The organism is Arthrobacter sp. TB 23 (genome assembly GCF_000294595.1).
Taxonomy (GTDB): Bacteria; Actinomycetota; Actinomycetes; order Actinomycetales; family Micrococcaceae; genus Arthrobacter_D.
Map to the genome: position 1 here is coordinate 89,010 of NZ_ALPM01000114.1, position 15,153 is coordinate 104,162.

A 15,153-nucleotide genomic window follows, 5' to 3' on the forward strand; every position below is an offset into this window, starting at 1 on the left:
TGGTCCTCACTTGATTTGCAACAGATTCTGATACGTGCCGTGTCCGCCCGGGGTGCCCCGGGCGGACACGAGTGTCACTATTCGGCGGACAATTCCTCGAGCTTCGCCTGCATATCGGCGAGTGCCGCTTCAGGGTCCTTGTCGCCTGTCAGCGCTGCGTATGCTTCTTCCTGGATAGCCGTTGTAGTGGCGCCATACTGGACTACCTTTGGACGGGGCTGTGCATTCTCCAGCGACTCCAGGAGGGTGGGGTAGAACGGCCGTTGCTCAACAACGGCCGGGTCCTCCAGAAGAGACGCATACACCGGTGCACGCGAACTCTTGTCCAGCCGGGCGCGAGATTCTTCTTCACTGGTGAAGAACTTGATGAAATCCAGAGCCGTGGCCTTATTGGCGGTGAACGGCGAAATGGCCAGGTTTCGGCCACCAAGGGTGGAAACGCCGGGATTGTCTCCAATGCCTGGGACCGAGCTGATGCCGAACTTGTCCAGCACCTGGCTAGAACCGTCAGTAGCGGTCAACGACGCGTACACAAAGGGCCAGTTTCGCAAGAACACCACTTCGCCGTCCTGGAAGGCCCGACGTCCCTGTTCTTCGAGATAAGTGATGGCGTCACTCGGAACGAGGTTGTCGGCGAAGGCATCACTCAACTGGGTCAATCCAGCCAAGGCTTCCGGAGAATCGACGGTCGGGTTGCCTTCCTCGTCGAACACCGCGCCGCCTGCCGAGGCTACAGCCTCGGTGAAGTTCACGGTGAGTGCCTCGTTCTTATCAAACTGGCCCGCGTAACAGGACATGTCCTGTCCCTCGGGAAGCGCAAGGATGGCGTCGCACGCAGCCTCCATCTCGTCCCAGGTTGCTGGGGGCGAGTCGATCCCTGCCGCCTCCAGCAGGTCGGTCCGGTAGTAGAGCAGGGCGCCATCCGTGTAGTACGGAGCCCCGTAAAGCGTGTCGCGGTAAGACGCGGCATCGACCGTAGCGGGGATCATGCTATCGGTGGGTAGCGCATCCTCGGGGAGCGGCTCGATCCACCGGTTCGCCGCGAACTCGGAGGTCCAGACGACATCGAGGTTCAGCACGCTGAAGGTGTCCGACTCAATCTGCGCGTTCTGGATCAGCTGCTGACGCTGCTGATCGGCCGAGTCCGGGAGCTCGATCAGAGTCACCTGCTCATCGGGATGCTCGGAATTCCACTTGTCGAGACTGTCCTGTGCAGCCCCCGAAGCATCTCGCGAAGAGACGTAGTTGATGGGACCACGGCCCTCAAATTCTGCTTCGGATACGGCTGTTCCTTCGTCCTCGGATACTTCGCCACCCGCGCAGCCCGAAAGCGCGAGGGCTGAGATGGCAAATGCTGCCGTGCCGAAAAGGATGTGCCGGTGTTGGCGACGTTGCCTCATGTACTGCTCCTTGTGTGTTTGGTGATGGTGATGGTGAGAAGGAATTGTGTGGTGACGTCAGGAACCGGGCCGCGGCGGGCCCGTCGATCCACGCTTGACCAACCGGTGCTGCACTACCCGTGGACCGAGATCCCGGGACCGAAGAATTTTCCTTACGGCGATCTGTCCCATGTCCTCCAGGGGCTGCGCGATCGTGCTCAGGGCTGGGTGAACATGCTGTGAGGTCGAGGTGTTGTCGAAGCCAAGCACTGAAACGTCCTCGGGAACTCTTCGACCAAGCTTCTGGAGTTCATTGACGACGGCGGCACCCATTTCGTCGCTCATGGCAAAAATGGCGGTCAGGCCCGGGTCCTGTTGAAGGAGTTGAGCGAGGCCGGAAGCGCCACTCTCGTAGAAGAATGTGCCTGCCGCCGTAACCGTCGCGCAGCCTGCCTCGTTCATCGCCCGTTCATAGCCGCGCTGCCGGGGTTTTGCGACGAAAATGGATAGTGGATCTCCGGCAAGTAAACCGATGCGCCGGTGACCGAGCTTCAACAGGTACCGGGTGGCATCATAGGCAGCGAGTTCATCGTTGATCGCGACGCTCGGTGAACCGGAGTTATCGCTAATGGCAACGGAGATGATCGGGATGGCGGGGCCCAGGAGTTGACGCATTTCCGGGGTGATGACGGCCGAGATCAGGATAACCCCAGCGGCGCGGTAGGTGCGTAGGGTTCTCAGGTAGCCGGCGATGAAGGTGGACTTCACGCCTGTCCGGCCGAGCATAACCGCGTAGCCGCGCTCACGAGCTGCATCCTCGACCCCCCGCATCACCTCGGAGGCGAGGGCATCGGACACCATTGGTGCCAGGAGGCCAATAACGGACGTCTGACGGGTCTTGAGCGTTCGCGCAAGGGAGTCCGGCTCGTAGTTGAGTTTTGCAATCGCCCCCTCCACGCGCTGGCGTGTGGCGTCCGTATAGCCAACCAGGCCGTTGATAACCCTGGACACAGTGGCAGGCGAAACGCCAGCTTGTTGTGCCACATCCCTGATCGTTGTCACGGTTCCCTCCCCTCTGAGGAGTCACGAAACCCTGCGCGCAAACGGTTTACGTAAACGGTTTCGTGACTTGCAGCACTAACGCTAAGCCGAGGGAAGTAGAAAGCCAGCACGTTTCGTAAACAGCTGGCCGAACGGTCGAATCCGATCGCGGTCTACTGGGGTACCCGAGCATCCCGGAACTGGTTGACAACGGTCGGGGAATGTCTTCGACTAAGGTCTTGGCACACCCCGCCTCCAGGCGACCGGGCCGCGTTCGCGAAATAACCGGTGGCGATCACCTAGTCACTCTGCTGGAGCGATTCCACCCAGATCCGAGCTGCCTTGAAGGCTTCGTCTGAGGTGTGCCTGGCGACTGAGTGTTCGCGCCGATCGGCCCTGGCGTACGAACCGAGAAAGCGCAGCTGGGGGCTGATCCGATGCAACCCCTGCAACGCGTCGGCCACCCGGGCATCAGCAATATGGCCTTCGGCGTCGATACTGAAAAAATAGTCACCGAGGAACTGGCCGGTGGGCCTGGATTCGATCCGACTCAGGTTCACTCCACGGGCAGCAAACTGGTCGAGGATCTCCATCAGTGCACCGGGGTGGTCTTCCGGCAGCGGGATGACGAGAGTGGTTTTATCGGCGCCGGTGGGCTCGGGCAGGATGTTGGGCCGGCTCACCAGAATGAACCGGGTAACTGCATCCGCGACGTCCCCGATGTGACTTCCCAGCACCGGCAAGCCCAACCGCTCAGCTACGAAAGGTGAACAAATCGCTGCATCGTACGGACAGTCTGCTTCCAATAGGCCCACAGCCGCTGCGGCCGTGGATGAACCCGGCATATATTCTGCCCCTGGAATATTCTGGGTGGTCCACAACTGGCACTGAGCCCAGGCGTGCCCGTGAGTGGAGATGGTGTGGACTTCGTTCAACTGCATCCCTGGTTTGGCGACCAGGACGAAGGTGATGGGAACCAGTACTTCGCGGATTATCCGCAGGGGCTCGCCTTGGGAGATGGCGTCAAGGGTCGCACTCACCCCGCCCTCGACTGAGTTCTCGATTGGCACCATCGCGGCCTCAACGGAACCGCTGCGCACCAGGTCCAGGGCTGCGTTCACCGTCGGCGCCGGTACCCGCCGGGCGACGTCGGCGCCGGGAACCTGCAAGAGAGCTGCCTCCGTGAAGGTGCCCTCCGGGCCCAGGAAAGTATAGGACGCCTCCGGAACGCGAGAACTCATGGATTCCTCACAGTCACAGAACGGTGGGCGGCTGATTGGTGTCGGAGACCATCGGCTTACCTGCCTCAAGCCAGGCACCCATCCCACCAGTGACGTTAACTGCCGAGTAGCCATTGGCAACCAGCCACTGCGTGACTTGCTGGGAGCGACCACCGGTCCGGCAAATTACGTGCAGGTCGGTGTCCGGGTCAAGTTCATCCAGGCGGGCTGGAATCTGCTCCATCGGAATGTGCACCGCCCCGTCAATGTGGCCTGCCTCCCACTCGTAGTCCTCCCGGACATCCAACACAGCGCTGCTGTCGGCAATTGACTCGATCGAGACATTCTCGGACTCGCTCATCGGCAAACCCCTTCCCAAAGGTCCTATTTCGCCAAGCCTATAGTGGGAGACGAACCTCACCCACAATGCTGTACCCAAACGGGAGGTAACAATGCCCGCTGATCAACCCACCATCCTCGCCGGCACCACCGGTCGTCGTCCTCGCGTTACCTACGTGGGAAGTGCTGACGCGATAGCAGTTGGGGAACCCCTGGCCGCCAGACTGCCGGGGAGCATTCAGTGACGGAACTGCACCAACTGACAGCGTTGGCCCAGCGTGACGCAATCGCCCGCGGGGAACTTAGCTCCCGGGAGCTGACCGCCCACTACCTGCATCGGATTGATGAGCTCAATCCGGGCCTCGGATCGTTCATCGCCGTGACCGGTGAGTTGGCCATGAGAGAAGCCGCAGCGGCCGATGACCGGCTGGCATCGCCTGCTGCCGGGTCGCTTCCGGTACTGCACGGGATGCCCCTGGCCCACAAGGATCTCGCCGATGTCACAGGTGTCCCCACCACCTTCGGTACCGCAGCGTTTCCCCCGGCGATCGCGACAAGCGATTCTCCGCTGGTGGCCATCCTGCGCAGAGCAGGCGCAATCAGTCTGGGCAAAACCCAGGTGCCCGAGTTCGGCCTCAGCTGCCACAGCGAGAATGACATTGCACCAGCTGCCCGCAATCCGCTCGATCCGGCGTTCAGCCCGGGCGGCTCCTCGGGCGGCAGTGCCGCAGCTGTTGCTGCGGGCATGATCCCCTTCGCTCCAGGCAGTGACGGCGGCGGGTCTGTCCGTATTCCGGCGTCGGCCACGGGGCTGATCGGACTGAAACCGAATCGTGGCCGAATCCCGTCCCTGTCGGGGCAGGCCGACCTCGGACAATTTGTGGTCGCCGGGCCGCTGGCCCGCACGACGGCGGACGCGGCACTCCTTCTCGATGCGATGGTGGATGCCCCAAATTTCCGTGCGACCAGCGCGGTGCCGCCGTCGTCGTCATTCCTCGACGCTGCCCTCCAGGCGGAGGGCACGTTCCGCATCGGGGCCAGTACGCTGTCACCGTTCGCCTCGGCATTCGACATTGCGCTCGACCCAGCGGCACGTGCCGCCTACGAGAAGGGGATTGAGGCGCTCATCGCGGCCGGGCACGACGTCGTCGAAGCCTCGATCACCTACGACAGTCGCTACCATCAAGCCTTTCAGACCGTCTGGACAGCGGCACTGGCGACGGCGCCCATCCCGCCAGGCAATGAACGGCTACTCACCCCGCTTGCCGCCACCATGCGCGAGCGGGCGCTGTCACGAAGCGCGGCTGACCTGGTTGCGGCGATCGATATTCTGCGACAGTTTGAGCAGGAAACCATCACCCAGTACTCGGCTCACGATTTCATCCTCACCCCAGCGCTCGGGCAGACCCCCAGGCCAATAGGGTGGTACACGTCCGAGGACGGGGACACCGACTACCTCAGGCAATGCCAGTACTCCCCGTTCACATCGATGGTTAATGTTTGCGGCTTGCCTGCCATCGCGCTGCCGACCCTGACCACTGAAGCCGGGCTTTCAATGGGTATCCAGCTCATTGGACGCCCCAGCGGTGAGGCCCAGTTACTGTCGGTTGCAGCCCAACTCGAATCGGCCTGGGGCCCAGATGACACCGGCCTGGTGGAGTGACACCATCGTATAAATGATCACATCGCATAGTTCACCGCCCCGCTCGGCGGATACCTCTTTTTTTGGTCACCCTCGAATGCTGGCCCACCTCTTCAGCCTTGAAGTGTGGGAACGGTTTTCGTTCTATGGAATGCAGGCGATCCTTGCGTTCTATATGTACTTCGAAGTCACCGCTGGCGGCCTGGGCATTGAGCAGGGCTTGGCCCTCACTCTGGTGGGTGCCTATGGCGGAAGCGTCTACCTCTCAACAATTCTCGGCGCGTGGCTCGCAGATCGCGTGCTTGGGTCCGAGAAGGCCCTGTTCTACTCGGCCATCCTGATCATGTTGGGGCACATCTCGCTAGCCGTCCTCCCCGGCGGGGTGGGACTGACCATCGGACTGGTGCTGGTGGGAGTCGGCTCTGGCGGATTGAAGGCAAACGCCACCTCTCTGGTCGGCACCCTGTACAGCAAGAAGGACCAGCGACGCGATGCTGGATTCTCCATCTTCTACATGGGCATCAACCTCGGCGCCCTGTTTGGCCCACTCCTCACGGGGTGGTTGCGTGATACCGCAGGATTCCACATCGGGTTCGGAGCCGCAGCGATAGGCATGGCAATCGGCTTGGTGCAATACTCGATCGTCCGGAAGCATTTCTCCGCCGACGCGCACGTCATCGAGAACCCCCTTCCCCGGTCCCAATACCTCCGGTGGATCGCTATCGCATTCGCTGCCGTTGCTGTGGTCACTGTCGCCTTCCTCAGCGGCTTGATCAGTACCGACAACCTGGCCCAGGTAATGGCATGGGCGGCCATCCTCGCGGCAGCAGGCTACTTCACTGTCATCCTGACGAGCTCGAAGGTTTCCGCTCCGGAGCGAAAGCAGACCATGGCTTTCATTCCGCTGTTTATTGCCAGTGCCGCATTCTGGGCCCTCTACCAGCAGCTGTTCACCCTGATCATCGTCTATTCCGAGGAAAGGCTGAATCGGAACTTCTTCGGCCTGGAGATTCTGCCTGAGTGGATTGTTTCCTTTGTGCCGGTATACGTCATCGTGCTTGCCGGCATCTTCGCGGCAATGTGGACCAAGTTGGGCGACCGACAGCCATCATCTCCCCTGAAGTTTGCCTTCGGATTGATCGGGATCGGCCTCGCGTACCTGATGTTCCTGCCGTTCGCTGGCGGCGGCGCGAACACAACCCCGCTAGTCGCCATGGCAATCACTTTGCTGGTCTTCACAATTTCCGAACTGTTGATCTCCCCCATCGGCCTGTCGGTGGCCACCAAATTGGCGCCGGAAGTCTTTAGGACCCAGATGGTTGCGTTGAACTTCCTCTCGATCTCCCTCGGGACAACGCTGTCCGGCATTCTGGCGAGCCGCTACGATCCATCAACTGAGGGCACCTACTTCTCGGTGCTTGGCATTTCGGTGATAGTAATCGGCGGAGTGCTGGTTGTTGGCACCCCAGCCATCAAGAAGCTGATGATGGGCGTGCGCTAATCTCTCCACTCTTCACAGGCGTCCACCTGCATTTGGTGGGCGCCTGTGGCGTCCCGCTGACCCGGCCCCCATTGCGCAGCCCGACTCCATGAAACAGACTGTTACTCATCAGTAACTAGCCTGATCAAAGGAGATCGCGTGCCTAACCTCGCCAACAACCTCACTTCCACTGCCCACGAGCACCCGGAGGCGGTAGCGATCAAGCTCGACGACGTCGAGCTCACCTTCTCGGCGCTCGATCAGTGGAGCCAACGGGTTGCAGGGCTGCTTGCACAGAAAGACGTGCAAGCCGGCGACCGGATAGCCCTGATCATGCCGAATATTCCGCAGATGGCATTTATCTATTACGGCGTTCTGCGGTTCGGTGCGGTGGTGGTTCCCCTCAACCCCCTGCTGAAAGCCCGGGAAATTGCCTATCATCTGGACGATTCTGGGGCACGCCTGGTCTTCGCGTGGGAGGGGGTGGCATCGGAGGCTGAGTCGGCGGTCGGACAGATTGCGGCCAGCGCGGCGCAGGGAACAACTCTCGAGGTAATCGCTGTCGATTCGGGCGCCTTCATGCAGCAGCTCTCAACTACTGAACCAGCACCGCAGGTGGTCGAGGTCGATGACGAGGACACCGCGGTGTTGCTCTACACCTCTGGAACGACCGGACGGCCAAAAGGCGCCGCCCTGACGCACGTCAACCTGCGCCGAAACGCTGAGATATCACGGGACCTGATGGGAATCGCCACCGGGGATGTGCTGTTTGGGGGGCTGCCGTTCTTCCACATTTTTGGGCAGACCTGCGCCTTGAACGCATCAGTACTGACCGGCGCGACCGTGACCCTCCTACCCAGGTTTGAACCAGGTAAGGCCCTTGAGATTATCGCCCGCGACTCGGTAACCATCTTCGAAGGGGTGCCCACCATGTACATCGCGATGCTGCGGCACCCCTCGGTCGCGGAGACCGACCTGTCGTCGCTGCGCGTGGCGGTTTCGGGAGGGTCCGCATTGCCCGTGGAGGTGCTCCACGAATTTGAGCGGGTTTTCAGTGCCGAGCTGCTGGAAGGATACGGCTTGTCGGAGACATCGCCGATCGTAAGCTTCAACCGACGCGGGACAGTACGGAAACCGGGCTCGATCGGGACCCCGGTCGACGGCGTCCAGGTACGGATGCTCGACGCCGACGGCGCGGAGGTGCCTACCGGCGAGGTGGGCGAGTTGTCAGTCAGCGGCCACTGCGTCATGAAGGGCTACTGGAACAACGACGACGCCACCGCCGCCGCTATCCCCGACGGCTGGTTCCGGACCGGCGATCTTGCCAGATTTGACGAGGACGGAGCCATTTTCATCGTGGACCGCAAAAAGGACATCATCCTGCGTGGCGGGTACAACGTGTACCCACGCGAGATCGAAGAAGTTCTCTACGAGCACCCGGCAGTCGCCGAAGCAGCAGTTATTGGTGTTCCTGATGAGCTGCAGGGCGAGGAGATCGTGGCCGTTGTCGGCATCAGAGCCGAAGCGGAACCGGCGGACGACGCCGCCCGCGAGCGCCTGAGCTCCGAAATACTCGAATTCACCAAGGAACGCGTCGCGGCCTACAAGTACCCTCGGCGGGTCCTGCTGGTGGAGGCCCTCCCCAAGGGCCCGACCGGCAAGATCCTTAAACGCGAAATCCGGGTCTAGCGGCAGCCGCCGGGATCAACCCCGTGGATCAGGAGTCGTCGTCGTTCTCCCGGTTATCCTCGCTTTCGACTTCCTTACCCTCGGGAAGTTCACTTGCCGGGCCGGGACCACCGTAGCCGCCAGCATCGATCTTGTCGGACCCGCCGACCGACTCCGCCGCGTCGTCGCGTTCCTTGTCAATCTGTTCACTCATGGGATGGCACCTTTCCTGTATTTGGCTAAGTACACAGCGAACTTATCACTTGGAGGAGACCACGATGACCCCAGCAGAAGACCAGACGGCCAGGGTTTTGCGGGCCTGGGAGCAGAACGCTGCGAGCTATGACCGGCAGATCGCATTCCTGGATCGGTTCTAGTTTGGCGGTGGCCGGGAATGGCTGGGGGCCCGGGCAACCGGGCGCGTCCTTGAAGTGGCGGTCGGCACCGGGCTGAATCTGCCCCATCTCCCGGTCGACTCGCAGGTCAGCGGGATCGATCTCAGCCCGGCGATGCTGAGCATTGCCGCCGGACGGGCATCCCGTCTGGGCCGCCCGATGGATTTGAGGGTAGGCAACGCCGAAGACCTTCCCTTCGCGGACAGCTCGTTCGATACCGTTCTCTGCGGGCTGTCGCTGTGTGGGATACCCAACCCAGCCTCAGCCATCGGAGAAGCCAAGCGGGTGCTGGTGCCCGGCGGACGCCTGCTCCTTCTGGATCACGTGGCGAGCAGCTGGCCACCGGTATACGCGATGCAATGGCTGTTGGAGCGGGCCACAGTCCGCATGGCGGGTGAGTACTTCACGCGCCGACAGTTGCCCCTGGTGGAGGCTGCTGGGTTCACCGTCGTCGAAGTCGAGCGTCTTAAGGCCGGCTCGATTGAACGAATCCACGCCCTCAAACCCTGATTCTGTTGTGCTGCTGCACGGCCTACGCGGCACACTCCGCCACAATTAGCGTCCGGGGCTGTATTCGTCCCGGTTCTTTGGCATGCTGTAGCAATGGCAAACCGAGCGGGCACAGTCGCCCTACCCAGCGATCTCGTCGACATTACTTCCCTTCTGGACGCGTATTTCGACGTCGTTCCCGATCTCAGCGACCCGGCACAACGAGTGGCGTTTGGCACGTCGGGACATCGCGGCTCCTCACTCAAGGCGTCCTTCAACGAAGGACACATTGCAGCGATCACCCAGGCGATCGTTGAATACCGGGCCGGGCAGGGCATCACCGGTCCCCTTTTCATGGGCAAGGACACTCACGCGCTTTCGGATCCCGCCCAGCAGACGGCGCTGGAGGTGCTTGCCGCCAACAATGTAACGGTCCGTGTGGATGCCCGTGGCGCCTTCACCCCCACCCCGGCCGTATCGCACGCCATCCTCGCCTACAACTCGCGCGGCGCAGACCAGGCAGACGGCATCGTCATCACCCCTTCGCACAACCCTCCCGGTGACGGCGGTTTCAAATACAACCCACCGCACGGGGGACCCGCCGACTCCGACGCCACCAACTGGATCGCCGATCGAGCCAACACCCTGATGGAGGGCGGCCTGCGGGAGGTCCGACGGGTGCCCGCCAGCCAGGCGCTGCAGGCAGAGGGCATCGGAACCTACGATTTCCTGCAGCACTATGTTGAGGACCTGCCCAGCGTCCTCAATCTCGACGCCATCCGGGCATCCGGTCTGCACATCGGTGCGGATCCCATGGGGGGCGCAGCAGTAGATTACTGGGGTGCCATCGGTGAGACCCACAACCTGAACCTGACAGTCGTCAACCCGTCAGTTGACCCGCAGTGGGCGTTCATGACCCTGGACTGGGATGAGAAGATCCGGATGGACTGCTCCTCGCCGTCGGCCATGGCCTCATTGATTGCCCGGTCCTCCGAGTTTGATATCTCTACCGGTAACGACGCCGATGCGGACCGGCACGGTATCGTCACCCCGGATGCGGGCCTGATGAACCCCAACCACTACCTCGCCGTCGCCATCGATTACCTCTACCGGAATCGGCCGCAGTGGCGGCAAGACGCCGTCGTCGGGAAGACCCTCGTGTCCTCGTCGATCATTGACCGGGTGGCAGCGGATCTGGGCCGAACGCTCGAAGAGGTTCCGGTGGGCTTCAAATGGTTTGTACCGGGCCTGCTGTCCGGTGGCCTGGCTTTCGGTGGTGAGGAATCCGCGGGGGCCTCCTTCCTGCGTCACGACGGCACCACCTGGACCACAGACAAGGACGGCATCCTGCTGGCCCTGCTAGCCTCGGAAATCACTGCGGTCAGCGGTCGCACCCCGTCGCAGCACTACGCCAGCCTGACCGACCGGTTCGGGTCACCGGTGTACGCGCGGATCGACGCGGCAGCGACACGGGACCAGAAGGCGGCGTTGGGGAAGCTTTCGCCGACGGATGTCTCAGCCACCACCCTGGCCGGCGAGACCATCACGGCCCGGCTCACGGAAGCACCGGGCAATGGGGCTCCAATCGGTGGGTTGAAGGTCACCACCGAGAACGCCTGGTTCGCTGCACGCCCCTCGGGTACGGAGGACGTGTACAAGATTTACGCCGAGTCCTTCAAGGGTGCCGACCACCTCAAGCAGGTCCAGGACGAAGCGAAAGCACTGGTGGACGGGGTGATCGGGTAACCCTCGGGGGTGGTCAGAGGAGCCGGCGCAAGAGCCACTTCTTCAGACCGCTGTAAGGAGGGTAGGCGAGGCGCAGGGTGTCGATGCCGGTCCCTTTGGAGAGCACTCCCCGCAGCTGGCTGAAAGTGTCGAAGGAATAGCGCCCGTGGTAGGCGCCCGTCCCGCTGTCACCGACGCCTCCAAAAGGCAGTCCGGGAACCGTCAGGTGCAGGTTGCAGGCGTTGTGGCCGATCCCGCCGGCTCGGACCCGGGCTTCGAAGCTCTGCTGCACCGCGCTGCTCCTGCTGAACAGGTAGGCAGCGAGAGGGGCGGGCCGGGCGGCGATGAATTCCACCGCTTCATCCATCCCGCTCACGGTCAGGATGGGCAGGATTGGTCCGAAGATCTCGTCGTGCATGACCGGCGAGTCCGGCTGCACCTCGGTCAACAGTGTGGGTTCGAGGTATCGGGTGGCCCGGTCGTGCGAGCCGCCAGCGTAGATGCGGCCGCTATCCAGGAGCCCCACCAGACGATCGAAGTGGGTTTCGTTGATAATCCGGCCATAGTCACTGCTCTGGCTGGGATCGCTGCCGTAAAACTCGGCGAGCGCCCGTTTCAGCTGCTTCAGGAGTTGTGATTCCAGCCCCGCCTTCACGAGCACGTAATCGGGAGCGACGCAGGTCTGCCCGGCGTTAAGGAATTTACCGAAGATCAGACGCCGGGCCACGGCGCGAAGGTCTCCGTCCATCACGACGGCGGGGGACTTGCCTCCCAGCTCGAGGGTGACAGGGGTGAGCTGCTCAGCAGCGGCTTTGGCGACGATCCTCCCCACGCGTGCACCTCCGGTGAAGAAGATGGAATCGTACTTCTGGGTGAGCAACTCGGTGCTCACCTCGGGTCCGCCTTCCACCACCTCCACGGCCGCGCCGTCGAGATATCGAGGCAGGAGGTCAGCGATCACAGCCGAGGTGGCGGGCGCTAGTTCGCTCGGCTTCAGGACCGCGCAGTTCCCGGCGGCGAGCGCACCAACCAGGGGCGACAGCAGCAACTGCACCGGATAGTTCCAGGGCCCGATGATCAGCACCACTCCCAGGGGCTGAGGCTCCCGGTGGGCCGACGCCGGCGCCAGGCCGATCGGGACCCGTACCCTTTCGACGCTGGTCCACTCCGCCAGATGCCTGAGAGCAAACTCGGCCTCCGCCCGGACCAGCGAGAGCTCAGAAACCAGTCCCTCGAGACGGCTCTTGCCCAGATCTGTCTGCAACGCGTCGGCGAAGTCCTGTTCCCGTTCGGCGAACATCCGCACCAGGCCCTGCAATTGGGCTCGGCGCCACGCGAGTGGCCGTGTGATCCCGTCATCGAAGGTGCGGCGCAGGCGGTCCGCCGCGGTCGTTCCCTCAGCGACGGCACCATCCTGAGCACCGGAGCCGCCCGCAATTAGTGTTGGACTACTGGTCATCTAGGGTTCCTTCTTGACAGAACGGCCAGCGGATCGCTGGCTGGGACATTTTTTAACGGGTGGCGGTCTTCTGGTGGGTGGCAGCTCAGCTGGCGCGGCCCGTGAAGTGCTCCATGGAGCTGTACACCTTGAAAACCCGGCCAGCCACCACATCCCAGACCGGCTGGGGAAGAAGCCCACGCAGCGCGCTGCCCAGGGCCACCGACCAGGGCAGCTGAAGGCGGGCACGCCCCACCAGCATCGCCCGCCAGGCCTTATCGACAACGTCTGCCGGGTCCATCAGCGGCGTGAACAGTGGCCCTCGGGCACCTTCGAACATGCCGGTCTTGATGTAACTGGGAATCAGGGTGGTGACCTTGATGTGGTTGTGCCCGGCTTCGCGCAGCTCGAGGCGCAGCGAGTCGCTCCATCCGATGACTGCCCACTTCGAGGCGGTGTACACGCTCATACGGGGCACCGACAGGGTGCCGGACGCTGACGCGACGTTCAGGATGCGTGCCTGGTTTCCCGCCGCGATGAGGTCCGGCAGGAATTCCCGGGTCAGATGCATGAGCGCGAGCGTGTTGATGTTCATCACCAGAGCGATGTCGGCCGCTTGGTCGTGCTCCCAGAAGTACTTCCCGCGCACGATGCCGGCATTATTGACCAGCACGGTCGGGACCCCGACGTCGTTCCGCACGGCGGCGGCCGCCGTCGTGATCTCCTCCAGGGACGCGAGATCAACCACGTAGCTGTGCACCGAGGAGCCGGCACCGCTCAGGAAATCGGCGGCCCCACCGAGGGCCTCGGCGTCCACATCCCAGAGCACCACGGCTGCTGCCCCCTCCCTGACAGCGCGTTCCGCGTACAGCCGACCCATCCCGCTGGCGGCACCGGTGATGAGGACTGTTTGGCCTTCGACTGTGAATGACATGAGTGCAACGTAACATCCCGCGCCGGACGGTAAGATTTCCGACAGATCACCCCACATCTTTGGAAGGCACAGCCATGAGCAGGTTCGGTACCGCTTGGACAGTTCACGGCGACGGGAAGAACGTCCTGCCGGGGCAGTTCGTTGCCCCTGATGAGCGGCTGAGCTGGCCGCGGACGATCGGTATTGGCGCCCAGCACGTCGTCGCCATGTTCGGCGCCACGTTCCTGGTCCCCCTGATTACCGGGTTCCCCCCGGCAACCACCCTCCTGTTCTCGGGCATTGGCACCATCCTCTTCCTGATCATTACCGCGGGGAAGGTACCGAGCTACCTCGGGTCAAGCTTCGCGTTCATCGCGCCGATCGCCGCCGCCCAAAGCCAGCACGGTCCCGCTGGGGCGCTTGGCGGCATCATCATGGCCGGTGCGGTGCTGGCGATCATTGGCGCCATTGTGCACAAGGCTGGTTCCCGCTGGATTCAGGTGGTGATGCCACCAATCGTTACCGGCGCGATCGTCGCGCTGATCGGACTGAACCTCGCACCCACGGCCAAGGCCAGCTTTGAGCAGGCTCCCCTCACCGCCCTGATCACCGTGGTGGTCATCCTGCTGGTAACGGTCCTGTTCAAGGGCATCCTCGGGCGATTGTCCATCCTGGTGGGTGTCCTGGCCGGGTACGTTGTCGCCATGCTGCGCGGTGAGGTGGACTTCGCTGCGATCGGCGACGCCGCCTGGATTGGTCTCCCCCCATTCCAGACCCCCGAGTTCCACCTCTCAGTGGTGGGTCTTTTCATCCCGGTGGTGCTGGTTCTCGTCGCCGAAAACATCGGCCACGTGAAATCGGTGGCGGCAATGACCGGCCGCGACCTTGACCCCGTCACCGGGCGCGCGCTGATGGCCGATGGCCTCGCCACCATGCTCGCCGGGTCCGGCGGTGGCTCCGGAACCACCACGTATGCAGAAAACATTGGTGTGATGGCGGCATCCCGCGTGTACTCCACGGCCGCCTACTGGGTGGCAGGCATTGTCGCAATCCTGCTGAGCCTGTTCCCGAAGTTCGGCGCCCTGATCGCCACTGTCCCGGCCGGGGTCATTGGGGGCGCAGGAGTGGTGCTCTACGGCATGATCGGCATTCTCGGGGTGCGGATTTGGGTACAGAACCAGGTCAACTTCTCCAACCCCATCAACCTATCCACCGCAGGGGTTGCCCTGGTGGTGGGCATCGCCAACTTCACCTGGACCATTGGGGAGCTCACCTTCGAAGGCATTGCCCTGGGTACCGCAGCGACACTCGCGATCTACCACGTGATGAACGGGCTCGCCCGCTGGCGGGGCAGCGAACATCTCACCGGGCCCGACGCCGTCGACGCCTCCGACAAAGGGTCCCGGCCTTCGAAGCTGGGCTGA

The 15,153-nt window shown here is 62.7% G+C and carries 13 protein-coding genes; 6 read left to right on the plus strand and 7 right to left on the minus strand.

Annotation, left to right across the window (positions count from 1 at the left end; translation table 11 throughout):
* Positions 1-77: 77 nt before the first annotated feature.
* The 4 genes from B384_RS0115470 to B384_RS0115485 form a co-directional block, all read right to left on the minus strand.
* Positions 78-1,400, minus strand: a complete 1,323-nt coding sequence (locus B384_RS0115470) for an ABC transporter substrate-binding protein (RefSeq protein ID WP_019484007.1) — start codon at positions 1,398-1,400, stop codon at positions 78-80.
* A gap of 57 nt (positions 1,401-1,457) precedes the next feature.
* Entirely contained in the window at positions 1,458-2,423 is a 966-nt protein-coding gene (locus B384_RS0115475; protein ID WP_026041230.1) for a LacI family DNA-binding transcriptional regulator, read from the minus strand.
* Positions 2,424-2,719: 296 nt separating this feature from the next.
* Complete coding sequence (pheA, locus tag B384_RS0115480; RefSeq protein ID WP_019484009.1) at positions 2,720-3,661, minus strand: prephenate dehydratase; 942 nt, start codon at positions 3,659-3,661, stop codon at positions 2,720-2,722.
* A 13-nt stretch (positions 3,662-3,674) separates the two neighbouring features.
* Complete coding sequence (locus tag B384_RS0115485; RefSeq protein ID WP_019484010.1) at positions 3,675-4,001, minus strand: rhodanese-like domain-containing protein; 327 nt, start codon at positions 3,999-4,001, stop codon at positions 3,675-3,677.
* Between the two features lie 219 nt (positions 4,002-4,220).
* On the opposite strand from B384_RS0115485, the gene B384_RS0115490 reads away from it, so the two are divergent.
* The 3 genes from B384_RS0115490 to B384_RS0115500 all read left to right on the plus strand — a co-directional run bounded on the left by B384_RS0115490 (position 4,221) and on the right by B384_RS0115500 (position 8,790).
* A complete protein-coding gene (locus tag B384_RS0115490; protein ID WP_019484011.1) occupies positions 4,221-5,642 on the plus strand; it encodes an amidase in 1,422 nt (473 codons plus the stop codon).
* Between the two features lie 13 nt (positions 5,643-5,655).
* The gene (locus B384_RS0115495) at positions 5,656-7,122 is read left to right on the plus strand and encodes a peptide MFS transporter (protein WP_024477146.1); all 1,467 of its coding nucleotides are present in this window, start codon (positions 5,656-5,658) and stop codon (positions 7,120-7,122) included.
* 138 nt (positions 7,123-7,260) lie between these two features.
* Complete coding sequence (locus B384_RS0115500) at positions 7,261-8,790, plus strand: long-chain-fatty-acid--CoA ligase (RefSeq protein WP_019484013.1); 1,530 nt, start codon at positions 7,261-7,263, stop codon at positions 8,788-8,790.
* A gap of 28 nt (positions 8,791-8,818) precedes the next feature.
* Here the strand turns inward: B384_RS0115500 and B384_RS20690 are convergent, their stop codons facing one another.
* Positions 8,819-8,983: a hypothetical protein gene (locus B384_RS20690; protein ID WP_019484014.1), complete on the minus strand. Its 165-nt coding sequence runs from the start codon at positions 8,981-8,983 to the stop codon at positions 8,819-8,821.
* A gap of 184 nt (positions 8,984-9,167) precedes the next feature.
* Here B384_RS20690 and B384_RS19230 point away from each other — a divergent pair, with 184 nt between their 5' ends.
* Entirely contained in the window at positions 9,168-9,674 is a 507-nt protein-coding gene (locus tag B384_RS19230; RefSeq protein ID WP_272942581.1) for a class I SAM-dependent methyltransferase, read from the plus strand.
* Positions 9,675-9,767: 93 nt separating this feature from the next.
* Positions 9,768-11,399 (plus strand): phosphoglucomutase (alpha-D-glucose-1,6-bisphosphate-dependent), encoded by a 1,632-nt coding sequence (gene pgm, locus B384_RS0115515; RefSeq protein WP_019484017.1) that lies wholly within the window; start codon positions 9,768-9,770, stop codon positions 11,397-11,399.
* A 13-nt stretch (positions 11,400-11,412) separates the two neighbouring features.
* On the opposite strand, the gene B384_RS0115520 is transcribed toward pgm, so the two are convergent.
* Entirely contained in the window at positions 11,413-12,837 is a 1,425-nt protein-coding gene (locus tag B384_RS0115520) for an aldehyde dehydrogenase family protein (protein ID WP_019484018.1), read from the minus strand.
* A gap of 85 nt (positions 12,838-12,922) precedes the next feature.
* Complete coding sequence (locus B384_RS0115525; RefSeq protein WP_019484019.1) at positions 12,923-13,750, minus strand: SDR family NAD(P)-dependent oxidoreductase; 828 nt, start codon at positions 13,748-13,750, stop codon at positions 12,923-12,925.
* Between the two features lie 74 nt (positions 13,751-13,824).
* Between B384_RS0115525 and B384_RS19235 the strand changes: the two genes are divergently transcribed.
* Positions 13,825-15,153 (plus strand): uracil-xanthine permease family protein, encoded by a 1,329-nt coding sequence (locus B384_RS19235; protein WP_019484020.1) that lies wholly within the window; start codon positions 13,825-13,827, stop codon positions 15,151-15,153.

Coding starts and splice junctions, on each gene's coding strand:
- B384_RS0115525 (WP_019484019.1), bottom strand. CDS start 13,750: ATGTCATTCACAGTCGAAGGCCAAACAGTCCTCATCACCGGTGCCGCC.
- B384_RS0115520 (WP_019484018.1), bottom strand. CDS start 12,837: ATGACCAGTAGTCCAACACTAATTGCGGGCGGCTCCGGTGCTCAGGAT.
- pgm (WP_019484017.1), top strand. CDS start 9,768: ATGGCAAACCGAGCGGGCACAGTCGCCCTACCCAGCGATCTCGTCGAC.
- B384_RS20690 (WP_019484014.1), bottom strand. CDS start 8,983: ATGAGTGAACAGATTGACAAGGAACGCGACGACGCGGCGGAGTCGGTC.
- B384_RS19235 (WP_019484020.1), top strand. CDS start 13,825: ATGAGCAGGTTCGGTACCGCTTGGACAGTTCACGGCGACGGGAAGAAC.
- B384_RS0115485 (WP_019484010.1), bottom strand. CDS start 4,001: ATGAGCGAGTCCGAGAATGTCTCGATCGAGTCAATTGCCGACAGCAGC.
- B384_RS0115495 (WP_024477146.1), top strand. CDS start 5,656: ATGATCACATCGCATAGTTCACCGCCCCGCTCGGCGGATACCTCTTTT.
- B384_RS0115470 (WP_019484007.1), bottom strand. CDS start 1,400: ATGAGGCAACGTCGCCAACACCGGCACATCCTTTTCGGCACGGCAGCA.
- pheA (WP_019484009.1), bottom strand. CDS start 3,661: ATGAGTTCTCGCGTTCCGGAGGCGTCCTATACTTTCCTGGGCCCGGAG.